This window comes from Pseudomonadota bacterium, assembly GCA_039818985.1.
GTDB lineage: Bacteria > Pseudomonadota > Alphaproteobacteria > Sphingomonadales > Sphingomonadaceae > Alterisphingorhabdus.
Map to the genome: position 1 here is coordinate 1,098,891 of JBCBSU010000001.1, position 17,333 is coordinate 1,116,223.

Genomic DNA, 17,333 nt, shown 5'->3' on the forward strand with positions numbered 1-17,333 from the left:
TTGCTAGTTGGTGATGCAGCCAGGGTCCAGCAGAAAGGGGATTCCGAACAGATAGTTATGCAACCATCCGGCACCATAGGCGTTTTCCTGAGCATGTCGGGCATATGGCTCAACATGTGATGGTGAAAGCATGGTGATGACGGCTCCTCAAATCGTCTGGTTTCGGCGCGATCTGCGTCTGTCCGATCAGGCAGCGCTTCTCGCTGCCGCCCGGGCCGGGCCGGTGTTTCCGGTCTATGTCCTTGATGACGAGACGCCGAGGCACCGCAAAATGGGCGGCGCGTCGCGCTGGTGGCTGCACCATTCGCTTGACAGTCTGGGCAAGGCGCTTGCGGCAAAAGGTTCGAAGCTAATCCTGCGGCGCGGCAATAGCGCGGAGATAATTGCCGAGATCGCCCAGCAGGCCGGCGCGGCTGCGGTGCACGCTTTGCACCATTATGAGCCCTGGTGGCGCAATGCGGAAAAAGCGTTGCGAAAAGCCCTGCCGGGGAAGATCGCACTGGAGTTGCATCATGGCAATTATCTGATGCCACCGGGCAGCGTCACCACTGGCAGCGGTGGTCAGTACAAGATTTATACGCCGTTCTGGCGCGCGCTGAACCAGCATATGCCGCCGGGCGATCCGCAACCCGCACCCGGGGTAATAGCGGCACCGGATAACTGGCCATTGAGTGATATTCTGGAAGACTGGGCTCTGCTGCCAACCAAGCCCAATTGGGCCAGCGGATTTTCCGATATGTGGACTCCGGGTGAAGCGAGCGCGCTGGATAATCTCGAAATGTTTGTCGGCAAAGGACGACGCTATGACGAGAGGCGCAATTTCCCGTCCGAAGTCAGCACATCGCTACTCAGCCCGCATCTGCATTTTGGCGAGATTTCACCTGCTACCATCTGGCATCGCATGATTGCCGAGCACAGCGTCGACAGCGTGGAAACCTATTTGAAAGAGCTGGTCTGGCGCGATTATTCGCAAAATGTGATTTGCCAGTATCCGGTTTATGGCAGCAAGAATGCCCGCGACCAGTTTGACAATTTTCCTTGGCGCGACATGGCCAATCCCAAAGTCAAAGCCGATTATGATGCCTGGTGTCAGGGCCGTACCGGTTACCCGATTGTCGATGCCGGGATGCGTGAACTCTGGAGCACTGGCTGGATGCACAACCGGGTGCGGATGATCACTGCTTCTTTCCTGATCAAGCATCTGCTGATCGATTGGCGAGAGGGCGAAAAATGGTTCTGGGACACGCTGGTCGATGCCGATTATGGATCGAACAGCACCAACTGGCAGTGGACTGCGGGCACGGGCGTCGACAGCAACATGTTTGTGCGGATCATGGCCCCGCTGACGCAATCGGAGAAATTCGATGCAGCGGGATATATCCGCCAATGGGTGCCTGAACTTGCCGGTCTCGATGCGCCCTATATCCATGACCCGGATGAACATGGCTGCCGTCCCAAAGGCTATCCGCGTAAGATCATCCCTCACAAACAGGCCCGCCAACGTGCGCTGGACGCCTATGCAGCAATGAAGGAATAGCCTATAGCCCGCCGTTTTTGAGGGAGGAGTGCGACATATGCCGCGATTAACCGGCAAGATATGTTTGATCACCGGGGCTGCACGCGGCATCGGAGCGGCCATTGCGAGGGCGTTCACCGATCAGGATGCGAAGGTGGTCGTGACCGATATTAACGATCCTCCGGGACAGCAACTGGCAATGGAAATCGGTGCAGACTATCACCATCTCGATGTAGCTAGCGAGGCGGACTGGTCCCGGCTAGCCAAGGCTGTTCCAGTGCTGGATGTGGTGGTCAACAATGCTGGCATCACCGGTTTTGAAGACAGTGCAGCGCCACAGGATCCCGAACATGCTTCACTCGAGGACTGGCATCGGGTGCACCGTGTCAATAGCGACGGTACCTTTCTGGGTTGTCGCTATGCCATTGGCGCGATGAAAGACAAGGGTGCCGGCGCGATCATCAATATCTCATCGCGTTCGGGCCTGGTCGGTATTCCTGGCGCTGCGGCCTATGCCGCGTCCAAGGCGGCTATCCGCAATCACAGCAAGAGCGTGGCGCTCTATTGTGCGCAGCAGGGCTGGAACATCCGGTGCAATTCGATTCACCCCGCAGCCATATTGACGCCGATGTGGGAACCAATGCTGGGCGAGGGAGCTGAACGCGAGGCCACTATGGCGGCCATTGTCAGCGATACACCGATGCAGCGTTTCGGCATGGTCGAGGAAGTGGCCGCCTTGGCGGTGCTGTTGGCCAGCGACGAGGCCGCCTATGTCACCGGCAGTGAGTTGAGCATCGATGGCGGCCTGCTGGCGGGCAGCGCTGCAAGTCCCGGATAAGTTCTCGGGCTGGATTATAATGCCATAATGCCGTTGCGGGCACGGTGCGGTTTCGGCATAAGCAGCGGCGATGAATGCACAGCAACCACCATTGGAGCCGCTGCAGGATTCGGCGGCGGGTTCAGCCCATCGGGGCCGTCACCTGACCGATGCCGATCGCATCTTCATGACAGGCTGGGGGCCACTTGACAGTGCTATTGAACGCCTGATCGGGCGTGGTTTTCACAAGGCGCTGGATCGTATTGACGCAGGCCTCGAGGCAGGGCGGCTGGAGGCTCATCTGCCCGATGGTACACACCGCCTGTTGGGTGGCCGTGGCGATGGTCCTACGGCTGAGGTCACCATTACCAACTGGCGCGCGCTGATGCGACTGGGCCATAGCGGCTCGGTCGGCTGGTACAAGGCATGGGCTCTGGGCGAATGGACCAGCCCCGACCCGGTGCCGATTTTTGACCTGTTCATGCGCAACCGGGTTTCTCTGGGCGACGCCGCGCGCGCCTCCGGCCTGGCGCGAATGGTTAATCGGCTGGCACATGTTTTTCGCCGCAACAGCCGTAGCCGTGCGCAGAAGAATATCGCCTTTCATTATGACCTGGGCAATGATTTCTACTCTGCCTGGCTCGATGACAGCATGACCTATTCGAGTGCACTGTTCGCCGAGTTTATCGCCGATACCGAGCCGCTCGAAGAGGCACAGCAGCGCAAGATGCAGGCCATTGCAGAGCGGCTGCAGGTCGGACCGGGTGACCGGGTGTGGGAGATTGGTTGCGGCTGGGGAGCGCTGTCGCGGCATATTGCCGGGCAGACCGGTGCGCATGTTACTGGCATAACCCTCTCGCAGGAACAATTGGACGAAGCCAAATGCCAGGCCGATGCCGGGCCGCATCGCCACCTGCTCGACTATCAACTTACCGATTATCGCGATGTTACCGGCCAGTTTGACGCCATTGCCAGCGTCGAGATGGTCGAAGCCGTGGGTCAGGAATACTGGCCTGCCTTTCTCGACCAGATAGCGGCGCGGCTGAAGCCTTGTGGACGCGCGGCATTGCAATATATCGCTATCGCCGATGATGTGTTCGAGAAATATGCCGCCAGCGCCGACTTCATCCAGACCTATATTTTCCCCGGTGGCCAGCTGTTGTCGCGCAGCAGGTTCCAAGCGCTGGCTGAAGCGCGCGGGCTGCAATGGACTGACGAGATCCCGTTCGGCCTGCACTATGCCGAGACGCTGCGTCGCTGGCGGCTGCGTTTCGACAGCGCCGTCGCGCAGGACCGCTTGCCTGAAGGGTTTGATGAGCGCTTCGTGCAGCTATGGCGCTATTATCTGATGTATTGCGAGGGCGGCTTTCGCGGCGGCGGCATCGATGTCGCACAGGTGACTCTGGTCAAGGCAGAATAAATTCGCCACAACAGCGCGATGTATTTCGGAGGATTATATGAAAAAATGGGGTGTGCTGCTGGCAGCAGTGGCAATGGTGGGCGGGCTTTCGGCCTGCGAACAGGTAAAGCAGGTTGCAGCCGATGCCGCCGGTCTGCCAACGGACGATAACGTGCTGTTCTGGACCCAGGATCAGCGCGACAATGCGTTTCGCCAGATGGAGAATCTGACAACGACCCGCACCATTTCTGCTGGCGAGCAAAGCTATGACATGGCAGCGGGCGAGCCGCTGGAGCTGGGCACATGGGCCGGTGACAATGGCAAGCAATGGAATCTCACCCAATATATGATGGACCAGCGTGCTGCCGGGATCATCGTGCTGCACAATGGCAAGATCAGGCTGGAAGAATATAGCCTCGATTATGCCGCCGATGGTCGCTGGACCAGCTTCTCGGTTGCCAAGTCCTTTGTTTCGACTCTGGTCGGGGCCGCGGTGCAGGATGGCTATATCGAATCGCTCGATGATCCGCTGACCAAATATATCCCCGAGCTGGAAGGCAGCGGTTACGACGGCGTTACCGTCGAGCAGTTGCTAACCATGACTTCAGGCGTCAAATGGAATGAAGACTATACCGATCCGGAGTCCGATGTTGCCAAGTTCAACCTCACCAAATCGCAGGATGGCGACAACCCGATCCTGACCTATATGGCGAAACTCGAGCGCGAGGCGGAGCCGGGTACGCGTTGGCAGTATAACACCGGCGAGACAAACCTGATCGGGGTGCTGGTGTCCAAGGCAACCGGCAAGACGCTGGCCGAATATCTGTCCGAGAAGGTCTGGGCACCCTATGGCATGCAGATGGATGCCGAGTGGATTCTGAACGATGGCGGCTTCGAGATTGGCGGCTGCTGTATCTCGGCTTCGCTGCGCGACTATGCGCTACTCGGCCAGTTTGTCGCCGGTGGTGGTGTCGCCGATGGCAAGCAGGTAGTACCCGAAGGCTGGTTCACCAAAGCCGGGACAAAGCAGGCCGATATCGGCGTACCCGGGCAGGGCTATGGCTATCAATGGTGGACCTATGATGACGGCAGTTTCACCGCGCGCGGAATTTTCGGGCAGAGCATCTTCATCGATCCCGGTCGTCAGCTGGTGATTGCCACCAGCGGCAATTATCCCGATGCGACCGATGAACGTCTGTCACTGGAACGCAACCGTTTCTTCCGCGCTGTGCAGGCAGCGATCGACAGCGAGTCGGTGATGGACAAGGCGATTATGGAAGGGGAGTGATATCCTCCCCGCAAGCGGGGCGGATTTAATCGATCTCAAGCCGGCTATTGGTCTCGAAATCTGCGATCAGCATAGCGGCGATCTGCACCGCAACCACATCGGGTGTCTTGAGCGATAGCGGGTCTTCGCCGGGATAGGCTTCGGCGCGCATCTTGGTGCGGGTGCGGCCCGGGTCGACAATCGCGGTGCGCACATTGCTAAGGTTGCGCATCTCCTCGCCATAGCTCGTCACCATGGTTTCCAAGGCCGCCTTGGTAGCGCCATAGGCGCCCCAAAAGGGGCGCGGCTTGCGGCCGACCGAGCTGGTCAATGCGACCACGCGCCCGGCCTCGCTCTTGCGCAGCAGCGGGTCGAAACCGGCAATCAGCGCCTGCTGTGCCAGCACGTTGAGCGTGAACAGCCGGTTCAGCTCCTTGCCATCCTGGGTCGGCACCGGTCCCAGCGACCCAAGCATTGCGGCGTTGAGGATCAGATAATCCAGTGCGTCCCAGCGGCCGCTGATCGCCGCCGCCAGCCGCGCCACCGAGTCGCCATCAGCAAGATCGAGCGGGGCAATGGTTGCCTGACCGCCGGCATCGTAAATCTCCGATTCGACATCCTCCAGCCCCTTGGCCGTGCGCGCCGTGAGGATGATATGCGCGCCGCGACCGGCGAGCGCTTTGGCGATTTCCGCACCGATGCCGCGACTGGCGCCGGTAACAACGGCCAGCTTGCCGGCAAGCGGCTTGTTTTCATTCGTTTCTGTCATGAAGTTTATCCTACACGCTCGGCCAGCAGGCTGAACTGGTCCGGACTTTCGCGTTCTTCCAGATCGGTCAGCCGCGTCGGGTAACAGCCGGTGAAGCAGGCATCGCAATAGCTGGGATTATTGTCGTCGCGCTCGGCTTCGCCGACAGCGCGGTACAGCCCTTCGATCGACAGGAATGCAAGGCTGTCGGCGCGAATATAGGAACGCATTTCCTCGACATTGCGTTTCGCGGCGAGCAGCTTTTCACGCTCGGGGGTATCGACACCATAGAAGCAGCTATGCATGGTCGGCGGGCTGGCGATGCGCATATGCACTTCAGCAGCACCGGCATCGCGCATCATCTCGACGATTTTCGAGCTGGTGGTGCCACGGACGATAGAGTCGTCGATCAGCACCACCCGCTTGCCATCGACCAGTGGTCGATTGGCGTTATGCTTCAGCTTGACGCCGAGATGGCGCACGCCATCGCCAGGCTGTATGAAGGTGCGGCCGACATAGTGCGAGCGGATGATACCGAGCTCGAACGGCAGCCCCGATGCCTGGGCATAGCCGATCGCCGCCGGGGTACCGCTATCGGGTACCGGGATCACCAGATCGGCATCGACCGGATTTTCATCGGCGAGCTGGGCACCGATTGCCTTGCGCACGCTGTAGACCGAGGAACCGTCGACGATCGAATCGGGGCGCGAAAAATAGACATGTTCGAAAATGCACGGGCGTGGGCTGAGCTTCTGGAACGGATGGTGCGAGCGCATCACGCCGCCAGTGACAACAACCAGTTCACCCGGTTCGACGCTGCGCAGATATTCGGCACCGACGACATCGAGCGCCACTGTCTCCGAGGCAAAGATATAGGTATCGCCCAGCCGTCCGATGACCAGAGGTCGGATACCCAGCGGATCACGGCAGGCAATCATACCCTCGCTGGTCATGCAGATCAGAGAATAGGCGCCCTCGACCCGCTTGAGCGCATCGATGAACCGGTCGATCAGGCTGCGATAATGCGAGGTCGCGACGAGGTGGATGATCGTCTCGGTATCGGATGTCGACTGGAAGATCGAACCGTCGCGTACCAGATCGCGGCGCAGTTTCACCGCATTGGAAATATTGCCGTTATGGGCGATGGCAAAGCCGCCCGAAGCAAGGTCGGCGTAGAGTGGCTGGACATTGCGCAGCGCCGTCTCGCCGGTGGTGGAATAGCGCACATGGCCAACCGCAAGGCTGCCTTTCAGGGGCCCCATGGTCTGCGGATTGTCAAAATTGCCCGCAACCCTTCCCAGCGCTCTATGGGTATGAAAATGCTCGCCATCGAAGCTGGTAATACCCGCGGCCTCCTGGCCGCGATGCTGCAATGCGTGCAGGCCAAGCGCGGTCATCGCTGCCGCATCTTCGGCGCCTGCGACGCCGAAAATGCCGCATTCCTCGCGTAGCTTGTCATCGTCAAAAGGGTGCGTGGTGAGCATGGCCGCCGAATCCTCCCGCCGTCTTCGGAGGCCTTATAGATAGGGGCAGGCATTTTGTCTCGCATTACTCTGTCATAAAACTGACAAATCTTCAGAAAACTTCCTGACCATCGCTGCTGGACGCTATGCGTCTGAACCGATAGTGGGATGGCGAAGAAAGAATGGACCCGAATATGAGCCAGTGCTGCCAGGAAGATATCGAAACCGGATCGGTTTTCATGCCCAAATTCGATGCCAATGGGCTGTTACCCGCCATCGTGACACATGCCGATCATGGCGGCGTGCTGGTGGTGGCTTTCATGAATGAAGAGGCAATCCGCAAGACGCGCGAAACCGGGCGAGTGCATTTCTGGTCGCGCTCACGCAAGAAATTGTGGCTCAAGGGCGAAACATCAGGGCATTTCCTCAATGTCGTGGAGATCAAGGTCGATTGCGATCAGGATGCGCTGTGGATCAGTGCCAATCCCGATGGGCCGACTTGTCACAGAGGGGTGCCATCCTGCTTCTATCGGCGGCTGACCGATGAAGGGCTGGAACCGCTATGAGCCGGTATGACAGCCTTTGTCTGATTATCTCGGGCTGTCTGATAGTGTCAGGCTGTGGCGTCGGCAGCGGAGATAAAACCGGAGGCGAGGGCAGCAGTCTCGATGACGCAGCCATAGCCGCCGGGGTAATTGTTGATCCCGCCGCGCTCGACCTGCAAGGTTTGTATGAGAATGACACCGGGCTGGGCAGCGACCGCTTCTGCGCAATACGCCGCGATGATGGCAGCTATCAGGTCGGCCTGCTGGCAGTGTTCGGCGCCAACAGCCAGTGCGAGGCCACAGGTGAAGCCAGTATGGCGCAAGGACAAGTGACCATGCGCCTCACCGATGGCGAGGGGAAGAACAGCTGTATCCTGGAGGCCCGCTTTGATGGTGCAGAGCTGCAGATTGCCGGAATAGTTGAGGATGATTGCGCGAGCATGTGTTCGCCGCGGGCCAGTTTTGCCGGGGTGGAAATACCGCTGATCGATGACAGTGCGGATGCAGCATTGCGGGCCAAAGGGCGAGACATTGAATCTCTGTGCAAAATAGAGACGGCGTCGGCGAAATAGGCGATCCCGGATGTTTTGGTGAAGGCATGACCTTCTTGACGCTTACGTTAAGGTAATGTATGCAGTCGCCATGTCAGCAAATGATCATGCCCGCATCGAAACCCCCGATATCCATAATCGGGAACATTATTCCATTTCCGACCTGTCCGCAGAATTCGGTGTCACCGCCCGAGCGCTGCGCTTCTATGAAGATGAAGGTCTGATTGCGCCCGAACGCAATGGCCTGACCCGTGTCTATGACAAGAGGGACCGGGCGCGATTGGCCTGGATCATGCGCGCCAAGAATGTCGGCTTCAGCCTTGCCGAAATTCGTGAGATGATCGACCTATACGATCTGGATGATGGCCGAGCGGTACAGCGCCGGGTGACCATAGAGAAATGCCAGGAGCGTATCGATCTGCTCAGGAAGCAGAAAAAGGACATTGAAAGCTCGATCAAGGAACTCGCGTCGTTCGTGGAGATGGTCAAGGCCGTCGACCGCGAACAGGAGAGAGCTGAAGCCAGCGTCTGAAACGCAAACTGTTCAAGCAGCAGCTACTTCGTGATACAGGAATATTAAGCTGGCCAGGCCGCCCATGATTTATCAGTAAACAGACAGCAACCATGCAGGACTTGAGAAACCATGCCCAAATATAATGCCCCCGTTCGTGATACCAAGTTCATCCTTGATGAGGTTCTCGGCCTTGAGAAATATTCCAACCTGCCGGGTTTCGAAAATGCCGCTCCCGATATGGTTGAAGCGGTGCTCACCGAGGGCGGCAAATTTGTCGAGGAAGTGATTTTCCCGATTAACCAGATTGGCGACCAGCAGGGTTGCACCCGACATGATGATGGCTCGGTATCGACGCCGGAGGGTTTCAAGGCGGCTTATGATCAATATTGCGAGGCGGGCTGGGGTACACTGACCTCGCCGGAAGAATTTGGCGGGCAAGGCATGCCGCATGTCATCGGCTTTGCTTTTGAGGAATATATGACCTCGGCCAATATGGCATTTGGCATGTATCCGGGCCTGACCCATGGTGCGGTTTCGGCGATCCTCGCCAAGGGTAGCGAGGAGCAGAAACAGAAATACACCCCTAATATGATCTCCGGAAAATGGGGTGGCACGATGAACCTGACCGAGCCGCATTGCGGCACCGATCTGGGTCTGATCCGTACCAAGGCCGAGCCACAGGCGGATGGTAGCCACAAGATTACCGGCACCAAGATCTTCATCTCCTCCGGCGAGCATGACCTGACCGAAAACATCATTCACCTGGTTCTGGCCAAGACGCCGGATGCACCGGACAGCGTGAAGGGTATCTCGCTGTTTATCGTACCCAAATTCATGGTCAATGAAGATGGTTCGCTGGGTGAGCGCAACGGTGTTTCCTGTGGCTCCATCGAGCATAAGATGGGTATTCACGGCAACTCCACCTGCGTCATGAACTATGATGGCGCGACCGGCTATATGGTCGGCGAAGAGAATAAGGGTCTTGCTGCCATGTTCATCATGATGAACGCAGCACGCCTCGGCGTCGGTCTTCAGGGGCTGGGCGTCGGCGAAGTGTCTTACCAGAATGCCGTGCAATATGCCGGTGACCGGCGTCAGGGCCGCGCCCTCGATGGTGCCAAGGACAAGGACGAGAAGGCCGATACGCTGTTCGTGCATCCCGATGTGCGTCGTATGCTGATGGAAGGCAAAGCCATCAATGAAGGCCTGCGCGCGCTGATTCTGTGGGGCGGGCTGCAAGTTGACCTCACGCACAAGGCGCAGACCGAGGAAGAGCGGCAGATGGCCGATGACCTGATCAGTCTGCTGACCCCGGTTATCAAGGGTTACGGCACCGACAAAGGCTATGAGATCGCCACCAATATGCAGCAGGTCTATGGCGGTCATGGCTACATCGCCGAGTGGGGCATGGAGCAATATGTCCGCGATGCGCGTATCGCGATGATTTATGAAGGCACCAATGGCGTTCAGGCGATGGATCTTGTTGGTCGCAAACTGGCACAAAATGGTGGCCGGGCAGTGCAGGCTTTCTTCAAGGTCGTCGATGAGGAGTGCGCTGCTGCCAAGGAAGATGCTGCACTGGCCGATTTTGCGGCACGTCTGGAAAAAGCCAATGGCGAACTGAAAGCGGCAACCATGTGGTTCATGCAGAACGGTATGCAGAACCCCAATCATGTCGGCGCAGGTGCGCACAGCTATATGCACATCATGGGTATTGTATCGCTTGGCCTGATGTGGCTGCGCATGAGCAAGGCGGCGCAGGAAGCGCTGGCCAATGGCAGCGGCAACGCCAAATTCTACGAAACCAAGCTGGCGACGGCACGTTATTTCGCCGAACGGATCATGCCGGATGCAGGTGCGCTGCGCCGCAAGATCGAGGCCGGCGGTGATGCTATCATGGCGCTTGAGCCGGAGATGTTCGCCGCCGCCTGAGCCGCATCCCTATAGTCTTCGATGCACCGGATTCGGTTTGGAAACGGACCGACTCCGATGCATTTTGTTAATATTACTCTCCTGTCACTTGTTAATCTTTGTCCGCTAATGTCGTCCAACTGGTAGCTGGAAGCGACCGGTAACGGGGGTTTCGCGTTCATCCCGGCTCTGATGCCGCCAGTCGCATAAGGCAGAACAATGGCACGGCACAGAGGTATTTGTACCGCGGGGCGTGACAATATTGGAGTAGACAGCATGCGTAATTTCTTTGCAGTAAGCGCTGTGGCATTGGCGGCTTCGCTGGCGGCAGCACCGGCCGTGGCTCAGGACGATTATCCTCCGGCCACGATCGATACCAATGGTGATGGTGTAGCCGATGCCTGGGATCGTGACGGTGATGGTCAGCCCGACGCCTGGGATACAGATGCCGACGGCAAGCCCGACCTGTTCGAGCAGGACGGGCAGCAAGGCAGTGATGACGACTAATCGTCTGTCACGCTAAAACAAAGGGCCGGGGACGCGAGTCTCCGGCTTTTTTGTATCGGTTACTCTAGTCAGCGGTTATGGGTGAGACTGGCCAGACAAAATCCAATGCGGTCTGTCCTGTTGCCTTTCCTTCAGGATCATATCGGCGCTCCGTGACCTGTCCCTTGCCATCTGCATCGACCAGAATGACGGTGCTGCATCGCGTGCCATAAACCGGATGATGGATGAAGATCGGACTCTGCTCTGCCCTGTCCGGTGTGACTTGCGGCCTGTCATCCTCTCGCAGGCCATTGAGCAGCCTGTCGGGATCATGTTTGCCTGAGTCTAGCCACTCGGCCAGAAAGTCTTTGATACGTATTGTCTTGGGCCAGGGTTCATCGAGATCGCCATTGGCCAGGCCATAGATATTCGGGACAAGACCCATATTGTTGTTCGTCGTGCCAGATTGTGGCTGACTGGCAATCAGCCAGGCCTGGTCCTGATCCACGGCCAGCAAGCTGAATCCATTATACTTTCCGGCCAGTTCCGGTTCCACCCTCAGCGGCGCGACACCCTGCTTCAGCGCATCGGTGACAAGGGCACCACGTGACAGTTTGGTGGGATCTCGGCCATCAGAATTGCGCCGGTTGGTGATCACCGCGAGACGCCCCTGTGGCGAAACCCCGAGCCATGTTCCGCCCGACTGCTCGTCACGTCCGGCAATGATATCGCTGCCATCATTCCATGCAGCCAGTGGCGATGCCTGTCGCGCATGCAGTTCGTCACGGTTACCGATCAGCACCAATGGCCAGTCGGGATGCGTTTTCCACGCTAGGGCAACGACGCACATGTTTCAGGGTTGCCTTGAGCGCTATTGCTCCGGCAGGAAATCGGGCACCGAGAGATAGCGCTCGCCGGTATCATAGTTGAAGCCCAGCACTTTTGCGCCTGCACCCAGATCGGGTAGTTTCTGGGCAATCGCAGCGAGCGTAGCGCCAGATGACAGGCCGACCAGCATTCCTTCTTCGCGGGCGGCGCGGCGCGCCATGTCCTTGGCATCATCGGGGGCAACCTGGATTGCGCCGTCAATGGTGTCGGTATGAAGGTTGCCCGGGATGAAGCCGGCGCCAATGCCCTGAAGCGGATGTGGGCCGGGCTGGCCGCCGCTGATCACGGGAGAGAGGGTCGGTTCTACGGCATAGACTTTGAGATCGGGCCAATGCTGTTTCAGCACTTTTGCGGTACCGGTGATATGGCCTCCAGTGCCGACACCGGTAATGATTGCATCCAGTGGGGAGTCTTTGAAATCAGCGAGGATTTCTTCGGCGGTGGTGCGCACATGCACATCGACATTGGCCGGGTTTTCGAACTGTTGCGGCATCCATGCGCCTTCGGTCTCGTCGAGCAGTTCTTGCGCCCGTTCGATCGCACCCTTCATGCCCTTTTCCTTGGCCGTCAGGTCAAAGCTTGCGCCATAGGCGAGCATTAGCCGCCGCCGCTCGATCGACATGGATTCGGGCATCACCAGAACCAGTTTATAGCCCTTGACCGCCGCGACCATGGCGAGGCCGACACCGGTATTGCCCGATGTCGGTTCAATGATCGTACCGCCCGGTTTGAGTTCCCCCGAGGCTTCCGCCGCTTCGATCATGGCCAGTGCGATCCGGTCCTTGATCGACCCGCCGGGATTGGCCCGCTCCGACTTGATCCAAACCTCTGTGCCTTTTGGCGCGTTGCCGAACAGGCGGTTCATTCTGATATGCGGCGTATTACCGATGGTTTCGAGAATATTGGCGGCAATCATGATGTGGTCTCTCCTGTCTCGGTGCGGCGCGACGCTCCGGATGTGGCGCCGGTAGCCTTGTTGTCACATGATAAAGCCTTATCTCGCAATTCCGCCTCAGCTTGCAACACCTCTCTTGGCGGATCGAAGGTGCGCGCTGCGCCAAGCTGGGGAAACAGCCGCGACCATAAGGCGGTAATGGCGATGGCCCCTGCGCCGCCGCCAACAATCGCCACCACCGGGCCGACCAGAAAGGCGAGGCCGCCGGTAAATGCATCGCCAAGCTCATTCGAAGCGCTGATTGTCATCTGACTCACCGCGCCGACACGGCCCCGCTTGTCGTCGGGGGTGTGGAGCTGGATCAGGGAACTGCGGACATAGACACCGAACATGTCCGCCGCGCCGCATATGGCAAGGCAGAAGACCGAGAGCGGGAGCCAGGTGCTGAGACCGAAACCGATAGTGGCGACACCGAAGACGATCATGGCAATAAGCATCACATTGCCGACATTGCGCTTCAGCGGGACGAAGGAGAAGATACCGGCGACGATCACCGCGCCGATGGCGGGGGCAGGAGCAAGCAGCGACAGCGCCAGTTCTTCCGATCCCAATATGTCGCGCGCATAGACCGGGATCATCGCCTGCGCGCCGGCAAGGAACATCACCATCAGATCGAGCGTGATCGCCCCCAGCACCAGCTTGTTGGTGCCGACATAGCTGAGGCCGTCCACAAGCTGGCGAAGCGGTCCGCGCGAACGGTCCATCGCCGCACGCGCTACCGGGCCGATACGCAGCATCGCCAGTGTCGAAAGAGCGTAGAGACCGGCACAGACGAAATAGGGAAGCGACGGCGCGACCTGATAGAGCGGGCCGGCCATGGACGGGCCGACTATGACTCCAACCTGCCAGGCAATGGTTGAAAGCGCGATGGCCTGGGGTAGCGATTCCTTGGGGACAAGATTGGGTGCCAGCGCCGTGATTGCCGGGCCGAGAAAGGCACGGCAGATACCCAGAAGCACCGATATCGCGTAAATCCAGCCGATGCTGATCGCACCCTGATATGTGAGCAGCGCCAGCAGCAGCGCGATCGCGCCCTGTACAGCCAGCACGATACGCGCAATCCATCGTCTGTCCATGCGATCGGCAACCCAGCCGACAATCGGGGTGAGAATGAACAGCGGCAGAAATTGCAGCAGGCCGATAATCCCCAATATGCCTGCCGATGCCGCAATGCCCAGATCCTCTCGGGCCAGATTATAAGCCTGCCAGCCAAGGATCAGCATCATCGCATAGAGCGCGAACATCGCCGTCAGCCGCGAGAACCAGAGATAGCGGTAATTGGCGATGCGGAACGGGTGCACCGCTTTGTCGTCGGCAGGGTGTTCGGTCATCAGCGTCAATTAGGCAAGTGCCGGTCAATCCGCAATGGCCGGTACAGGGTCACGATGACCGTGGTGAATGGTGCGAGCCGGAGAACTGGCGCATTTCTACAACGTTATTTTTCTGTCATAAAAATATTTCGTAACCGTCACATTAGCTTCACCCCATTGCCATTAGCCGCTGTTAGGGCCGCAGAAAAATCGGGAGGGCCGTTCTGGCCGGATAATTCTCCCGACTTTTCGTAATCTTAAGGCGCATGACGTGCCAGCAGGGAGTGCAGTATAAAATGGCTATTTATCCAAAAAATTCAATGACTTTCTCCGCTTCTTCCGGCAATCGTCAGGCCCTGAAAACCGCAGTCAGCGCCGCCGCACTGGCCGTCGGCTGCACCATTGCCGCACCGGCCATGGCACAGCAGCCGCTGCTGCAGTCGGAAGAAAGTCCCTTTGCCAACAGCATGAATGCGCCGGTGTTCCAGGTCTCTAACGCACCGCAGGATGTTACTGTCGATGGCACGGAAGATGAAACTGTAGATGTAGGACCGGGCGAAACACTGACAGTTACGGCTGATGGCAGTATCTCTGTAGACGATGGCGATGCTGTTGAGGTTGATGGTGATGGAGCAACCATTAACAATGACGGTACCATTTCATCATCAGATGGTCGCGCGATAGATGCGCGCGGTGTCGATAATACGGTTATCATCAATAACGGCACAATCAGTTCCACCGATTCCGATGTGATCGATGTATCCGGCAGCGATGGGGTAACCATTACCAATACCGGCACGATCCTGGGCGATGTCACCGATGTCAAGGGCATCGACGGTGGAGATAATCTGACGGTCACCAACTCCGGCATTATTCGGGTGACCAACGGCGAAGGTAAGGGCATCGAGGGTGACGAGAACCTAACCGTGATGAACATGGAAGGTGGCCTGATTGAAGCATTGGGCCAAGGCGCTGAGGCCGTCGAAGCCGATGGCGCAGGTCTTGTGCTGGTTAACGCCGGCACAATCCGCTCGGAATTTGATGACGCTGTCGACGGTGATGACAATGTCGATATCACCAACAGTGGTTTGATTGAGGGTAACGCCAACGATGCGATCGAACTCAATAGCGGCACGATTACCAATTCGGGTACCATCATCTCGCTGTCGAGCGATCCTGAGGGCACTCCGTCCACAATTGGCGGTCCGCCGGAGCTGGATGCCGCGATCGATTTCGATGCCGGCACGCCGGGCAATGAAGATGGCACCGTTACCAACCTCGCTGGTGGCCTGATCGAAGGTGATATCGGCATCGTTGCCAGCCCGGGCAATGTCGGTAACTCAACACCCAATCGCGGTGCGCAGACAGTGATCAACAATGGCACCATTCGAGGCCGCATGGGCACCGCTGTCGCACTCGGCTTCGGTGACGACACATTTGAGCAGCAGGAACAGGGTGTTGTTGACGGCATTGTCGACGGCGGTGACGGTTTCGATACCGCTCGCATCGGTGGTGCTTTCGACAGCGACTTCCTGATCAATTTCGAACAGATCAGCTTTGCCAATGCCGTAATCGGAGGCATGCGCACGGTTACCGGCGATGTCACCATTGACGGTCCTGTCACCTTCAACCTCACCACCGATAATCTGCTGGTCGACGGCGACCTGACGCTGGAAAACAGTGCTGTGGTCAATGTGACCACCAATTTCGATATCACCACGGTGCTTACCGGTCAGCCGATCGCGATAGTGGACGAGACCGGCACCTTTACCGATAATGGTGTCACCGTGAATGTCATCGATGATGACCTGCTGCTCGATTTCGATGTTGATGTCGGTTCGATCCTGATCACGCCACAGGCGGCCAATCCGGGTGCCAATTCAGCGGATGGCAATGTCCTGCTGCTGGGCAACACGCTGCAGGCGGCCCTGGTCCTGCGCTCGCTGGACCCGACCTTCGCCAACCAGATCAACGATCTGGGAAGCCTTGCTGCCTTCGAAACCGCAGCCAATGGCCTGCTGCCATCGCTGAGCACCGGTATCTCGCGTGAGATTTTCGAGAGCTCGAACATGGGCAGCCGCTTCCTTGATCAGCGGATTGCCGAAAAGGGCAGTGGCATCTGGGGCCAGTTCGGCTATCGCGCATCCGATCGCGATACCCGCTCGACAACGGTTTCAGGCTATGACGCCGACAGCTTCACCTTTGCCCTTGGCGCGGACACCCATGTCAGCGACACGTTCATTCTGGGCATCGCCGGCGTCTACAGCAATATCGACATTGGCGAGACCAATGGCAGCAACGAGAATATCGATATCGATAGCTACAAGATTTCGCTCTATGGCGGTCTCAACTTCACCGACCAATTCTATGTCAATGGTGAGGTCGGTTACAGCTTCAGCGATGTCGACACCGCGAGAACCGCGCTCACCGGACCTGTCCAGGGCGCGTTCAATGTCGACGGTTATGTTGCTCGCGTCGAGGCCGGCTACATCATCGAGACGTCGGAGAACTTCTCGCTGACCCCGACACTCGGCCTCAACTATATGTATCTCGATTTCGACGAATATACCGAGTTTGGCGGCCTTGCTCTCGGCGTTACTCGCGACGAAGTACAGTTCTGGGAGGGGCGTATCGGCCTGACCGCCAATGCCGATTTCGATAAGCTGAAGGGCCTGTTGCGGGTTGTCTATGCCTATGACTTCGACGCTGACGCCCGGGTGGCGCAGCTGACGCTGTTCAATGCGCCATCCTTTGTCGTGTCATCGGATACGCCAGCCGAGGGCCGTTTCGAAGTCGATGCCGGCTTTGGTTATGACCTCTCGGATATGGCCCGTATCGATCTGTCCTATACCGGTGAATTCGCTGATGAATTCACTTCGCATGGTGGTCTGGTCCGGCTCCGCTTCGGTTTCTGATTATCGCCATTTCTGATCGCTGGAGGGGCCGCCCATTTCGGGCGGCCC

General features: G+C 58.2%; 15 protein-coding genes. 10 read left to right on the forward strand and 5 right to left on the reverse strand.

Features of this window, described 5'->3' with window-relative positions; translation table 11 throughout:
- The first annotated feature begins 136 nt into the window (after nucleotides 1-136).
- From AAFX04_05200 to AAFX04_05215, 4 genes are all read left to right on the forward strand, one after another.
- Nucleotides 137-1,537, forward strand: a complete 1,401-nt coding sequence (locus AAFX04_05200; protein MEO1044818.1) for a deoxyribodipyrimidine photo-lyase — start codon at nucleotides 137-139, stop codon at nucleotides 1,535-1,537.
- Between the two features lie 37 nt (nucleotides 1,538-1,574).
- A complete protein-coding gene (locus AAFX04_05205; GenBank protein MEO1044819.1) occupies nucleotides 1,575-2,354 on the forward strand; it encodes an SDR family oxidoreductase in 780 nt (259 codons plus the stop codon).
- 166 nt (nucleotides 2,355-2,520) lie between these two features.
- Nucleotides 2,521-3,753, forward strand: coding sequence for a cyclopropane-fatty-acyl-phospholipid synthase family protein (locus AAFX04_05210; protein MEO1044820.1), 1,233 nt, complete (start codon nucleotides 2,521-2,523; stop codon nucleotides 3,751-3,753).
- A gap of 37 nt (nucleotides 3,754-3,790) precedes the next feature.
- Nucleotides 3,791-5,020: a serine hydrolase gene (locus AAFX04_05215; GenBank protein MEO1044821.1), complete on the forward strand. Its 1,230-nt coding sequence runs from the start codon at nucleotides 3,791-3,793 to the stop codon at nucleotides 5,018-5,020.
- A gap of 25 nt (nucleotides 5,021-5,045) precedes the next feature.
- On the opposite strand, the gene AAFX04_05220 is transcribed toward AAFX04_05215, so the two are convergent.
- On the reverse strand, nucleotides 5,046-5,768 hold the full coding sequence (locus tag AAFX04_05220; protein ID MEO1044822.1) for an SDR family NAD(P)-dependent oxidoreductase: 723 nt from the start codon (nucleotides 5,766-5,768) through the stop codon (nucleotides 5,046-5,048).
- Nucleotides 5,769-5,773: 5 nt separating this feature from the next.
- Complete coding sequence (purF, locus tag AAFX04_05225) at nucleotides 5,774-7,231, reverse strand: amidophosphoribosyltransferase (protein ID MEO1044823.1); 1,458 nt, start codon at nucleotides 7,229-7,231, stop codon at nucleotides 5,774-5,776.
- A 173-nt stretch (nucleotides 7,232-7,404) separates the two neighbouring features.
- Between purF and hisI the strand changes: the two genes are divergently transcribed.
- From hisI to AAFX04_05250, 5 genes are all read left to right on the forward strand, one after another.
- Nucleotides 7,405-7,776: a phosphoribosyl-AMP cyclohydrolase gene (hisI, locus tag AAFX04_05230; protein MEO1044824.1), complete on the forward strand. Its 372-nt coding sequence runs from the start codon at nucleotides 7,405-7,407 to the stop codon at nucleotides 7,774-7,776.
- Entirely contained in the window at nucleotides 7,773-8,327 is a 555-nt protein-coding gene (locus AAFX04_05235; GenBank protein MEO1044825.1) for a hypothetical protein, read from the forward strand. Before hisI ends, AAFX04_05235 begins: the two co-directional genes overlap by 4 nt.
- A 70-nt stretch (nucleotides 8,328-8,397) precedes the next feature.
- Complete coding sequence (locus AAFX04_05240) at nucleotides 8,398-8,838, forward strand: MerR family DNA-binding transcriptional regulator (GenBank protein ID MEO1044826.1); 441 nt, start codon at nucleotides 8,398-8,400, stop codon at nucleotides 8,836-8,838.
- Nucleotides 8,839-8,949: 111 nt separating this feature from the next.
- Nucleotides 8,950-10,752 carry an acyl-CoA dehydrogenase C-terminal domain-containing protein gene (locus AAFX04_05245; protein MEO1044827.1) on the forward strand — a complete coding sequence of 601 codons (1,803 nt, stop codon included), beginning with the start codon at nucleotides 8,950-8,952 and terminating at the stop codon, nucleotides 10,750-10,752.
- A gap of 255 nt (nucleotides 10,753-11,007) precedes the next feature.
- Nucleotides 11,008-11,238 (forward strand): hypothetical protein, encoded by a 231-nt coding sequence (locus AAFX04_05250; protein ID MEO1044828.1) that lies wholly within the window; start codon nucleotides 11,008-11,010, stop codon nucleotides 11,236-11,238.
- Between the two features lie 64 nt (nucleotides 11,239-11,302).
- Here the strand turns inward: AAFX04_05250 and AAFX04_05255 are convergent, their stop codons facing one another.
- From AAFX04_05255 to AAFX04_05265, 3 genes are read right to left on the reverse strand one after another with little or no spacing between them, the layout of a single operon-like run.
- The gene (locus AAFX04_05255) at nucleotides 11,303-12,067 is read right to left on the reverse strand and encodes an NRDE family protein (protein MEO1044829.1); all 765 of its coding nucleotides are present in this window, start codon (nucleotides 12,065-12,067) and stop codon (nucleotides 11,303-11,305) included.
- A gap of 21 nt (nucleotides 12,068-12,088) precedes the next feature.
- Nucleotides 12,089-13,021, reverse strand: a complete 933-nt coding sequence (gene cysK, locus AAFX04_05260; GenBank protein MEO1044830.1) for a cysteine synthase A — start codon at nucleotides 13,019-13,021, stop codon at nucleotides 12,089-12,091.
- Entirely contained in the window at nucleotides 13,018-14,391 is a 1,374-nt protein-coding gene (locus AAFX04_05265) for an MFS transporter (GenBank protein MEO1044831.1), read from the reverse strand. The genes cysK and AAFX04_05265 overlap by 4 nt, the downstream gene beginning before the upstream one ends.
- A 299-nt stretch (nucleotides 14,392-14,690) precedes the next feature.
- Between AAFX04_05265 and AAFX04_05270 the strand changes: the two genes are divergently transcribed.
- A complete protein-coding gene (locus AAFX04_05270) occupies nucleotides 14,691-17,285 on the forward strand; it encodes an autotransporter domain-containing protein (protein MEO1044832.1) in 2,595 nt (864 codons plus the stop codon).
- Nucleotides 17,286-17,333 lie beyond the last annotated feature (48 nt).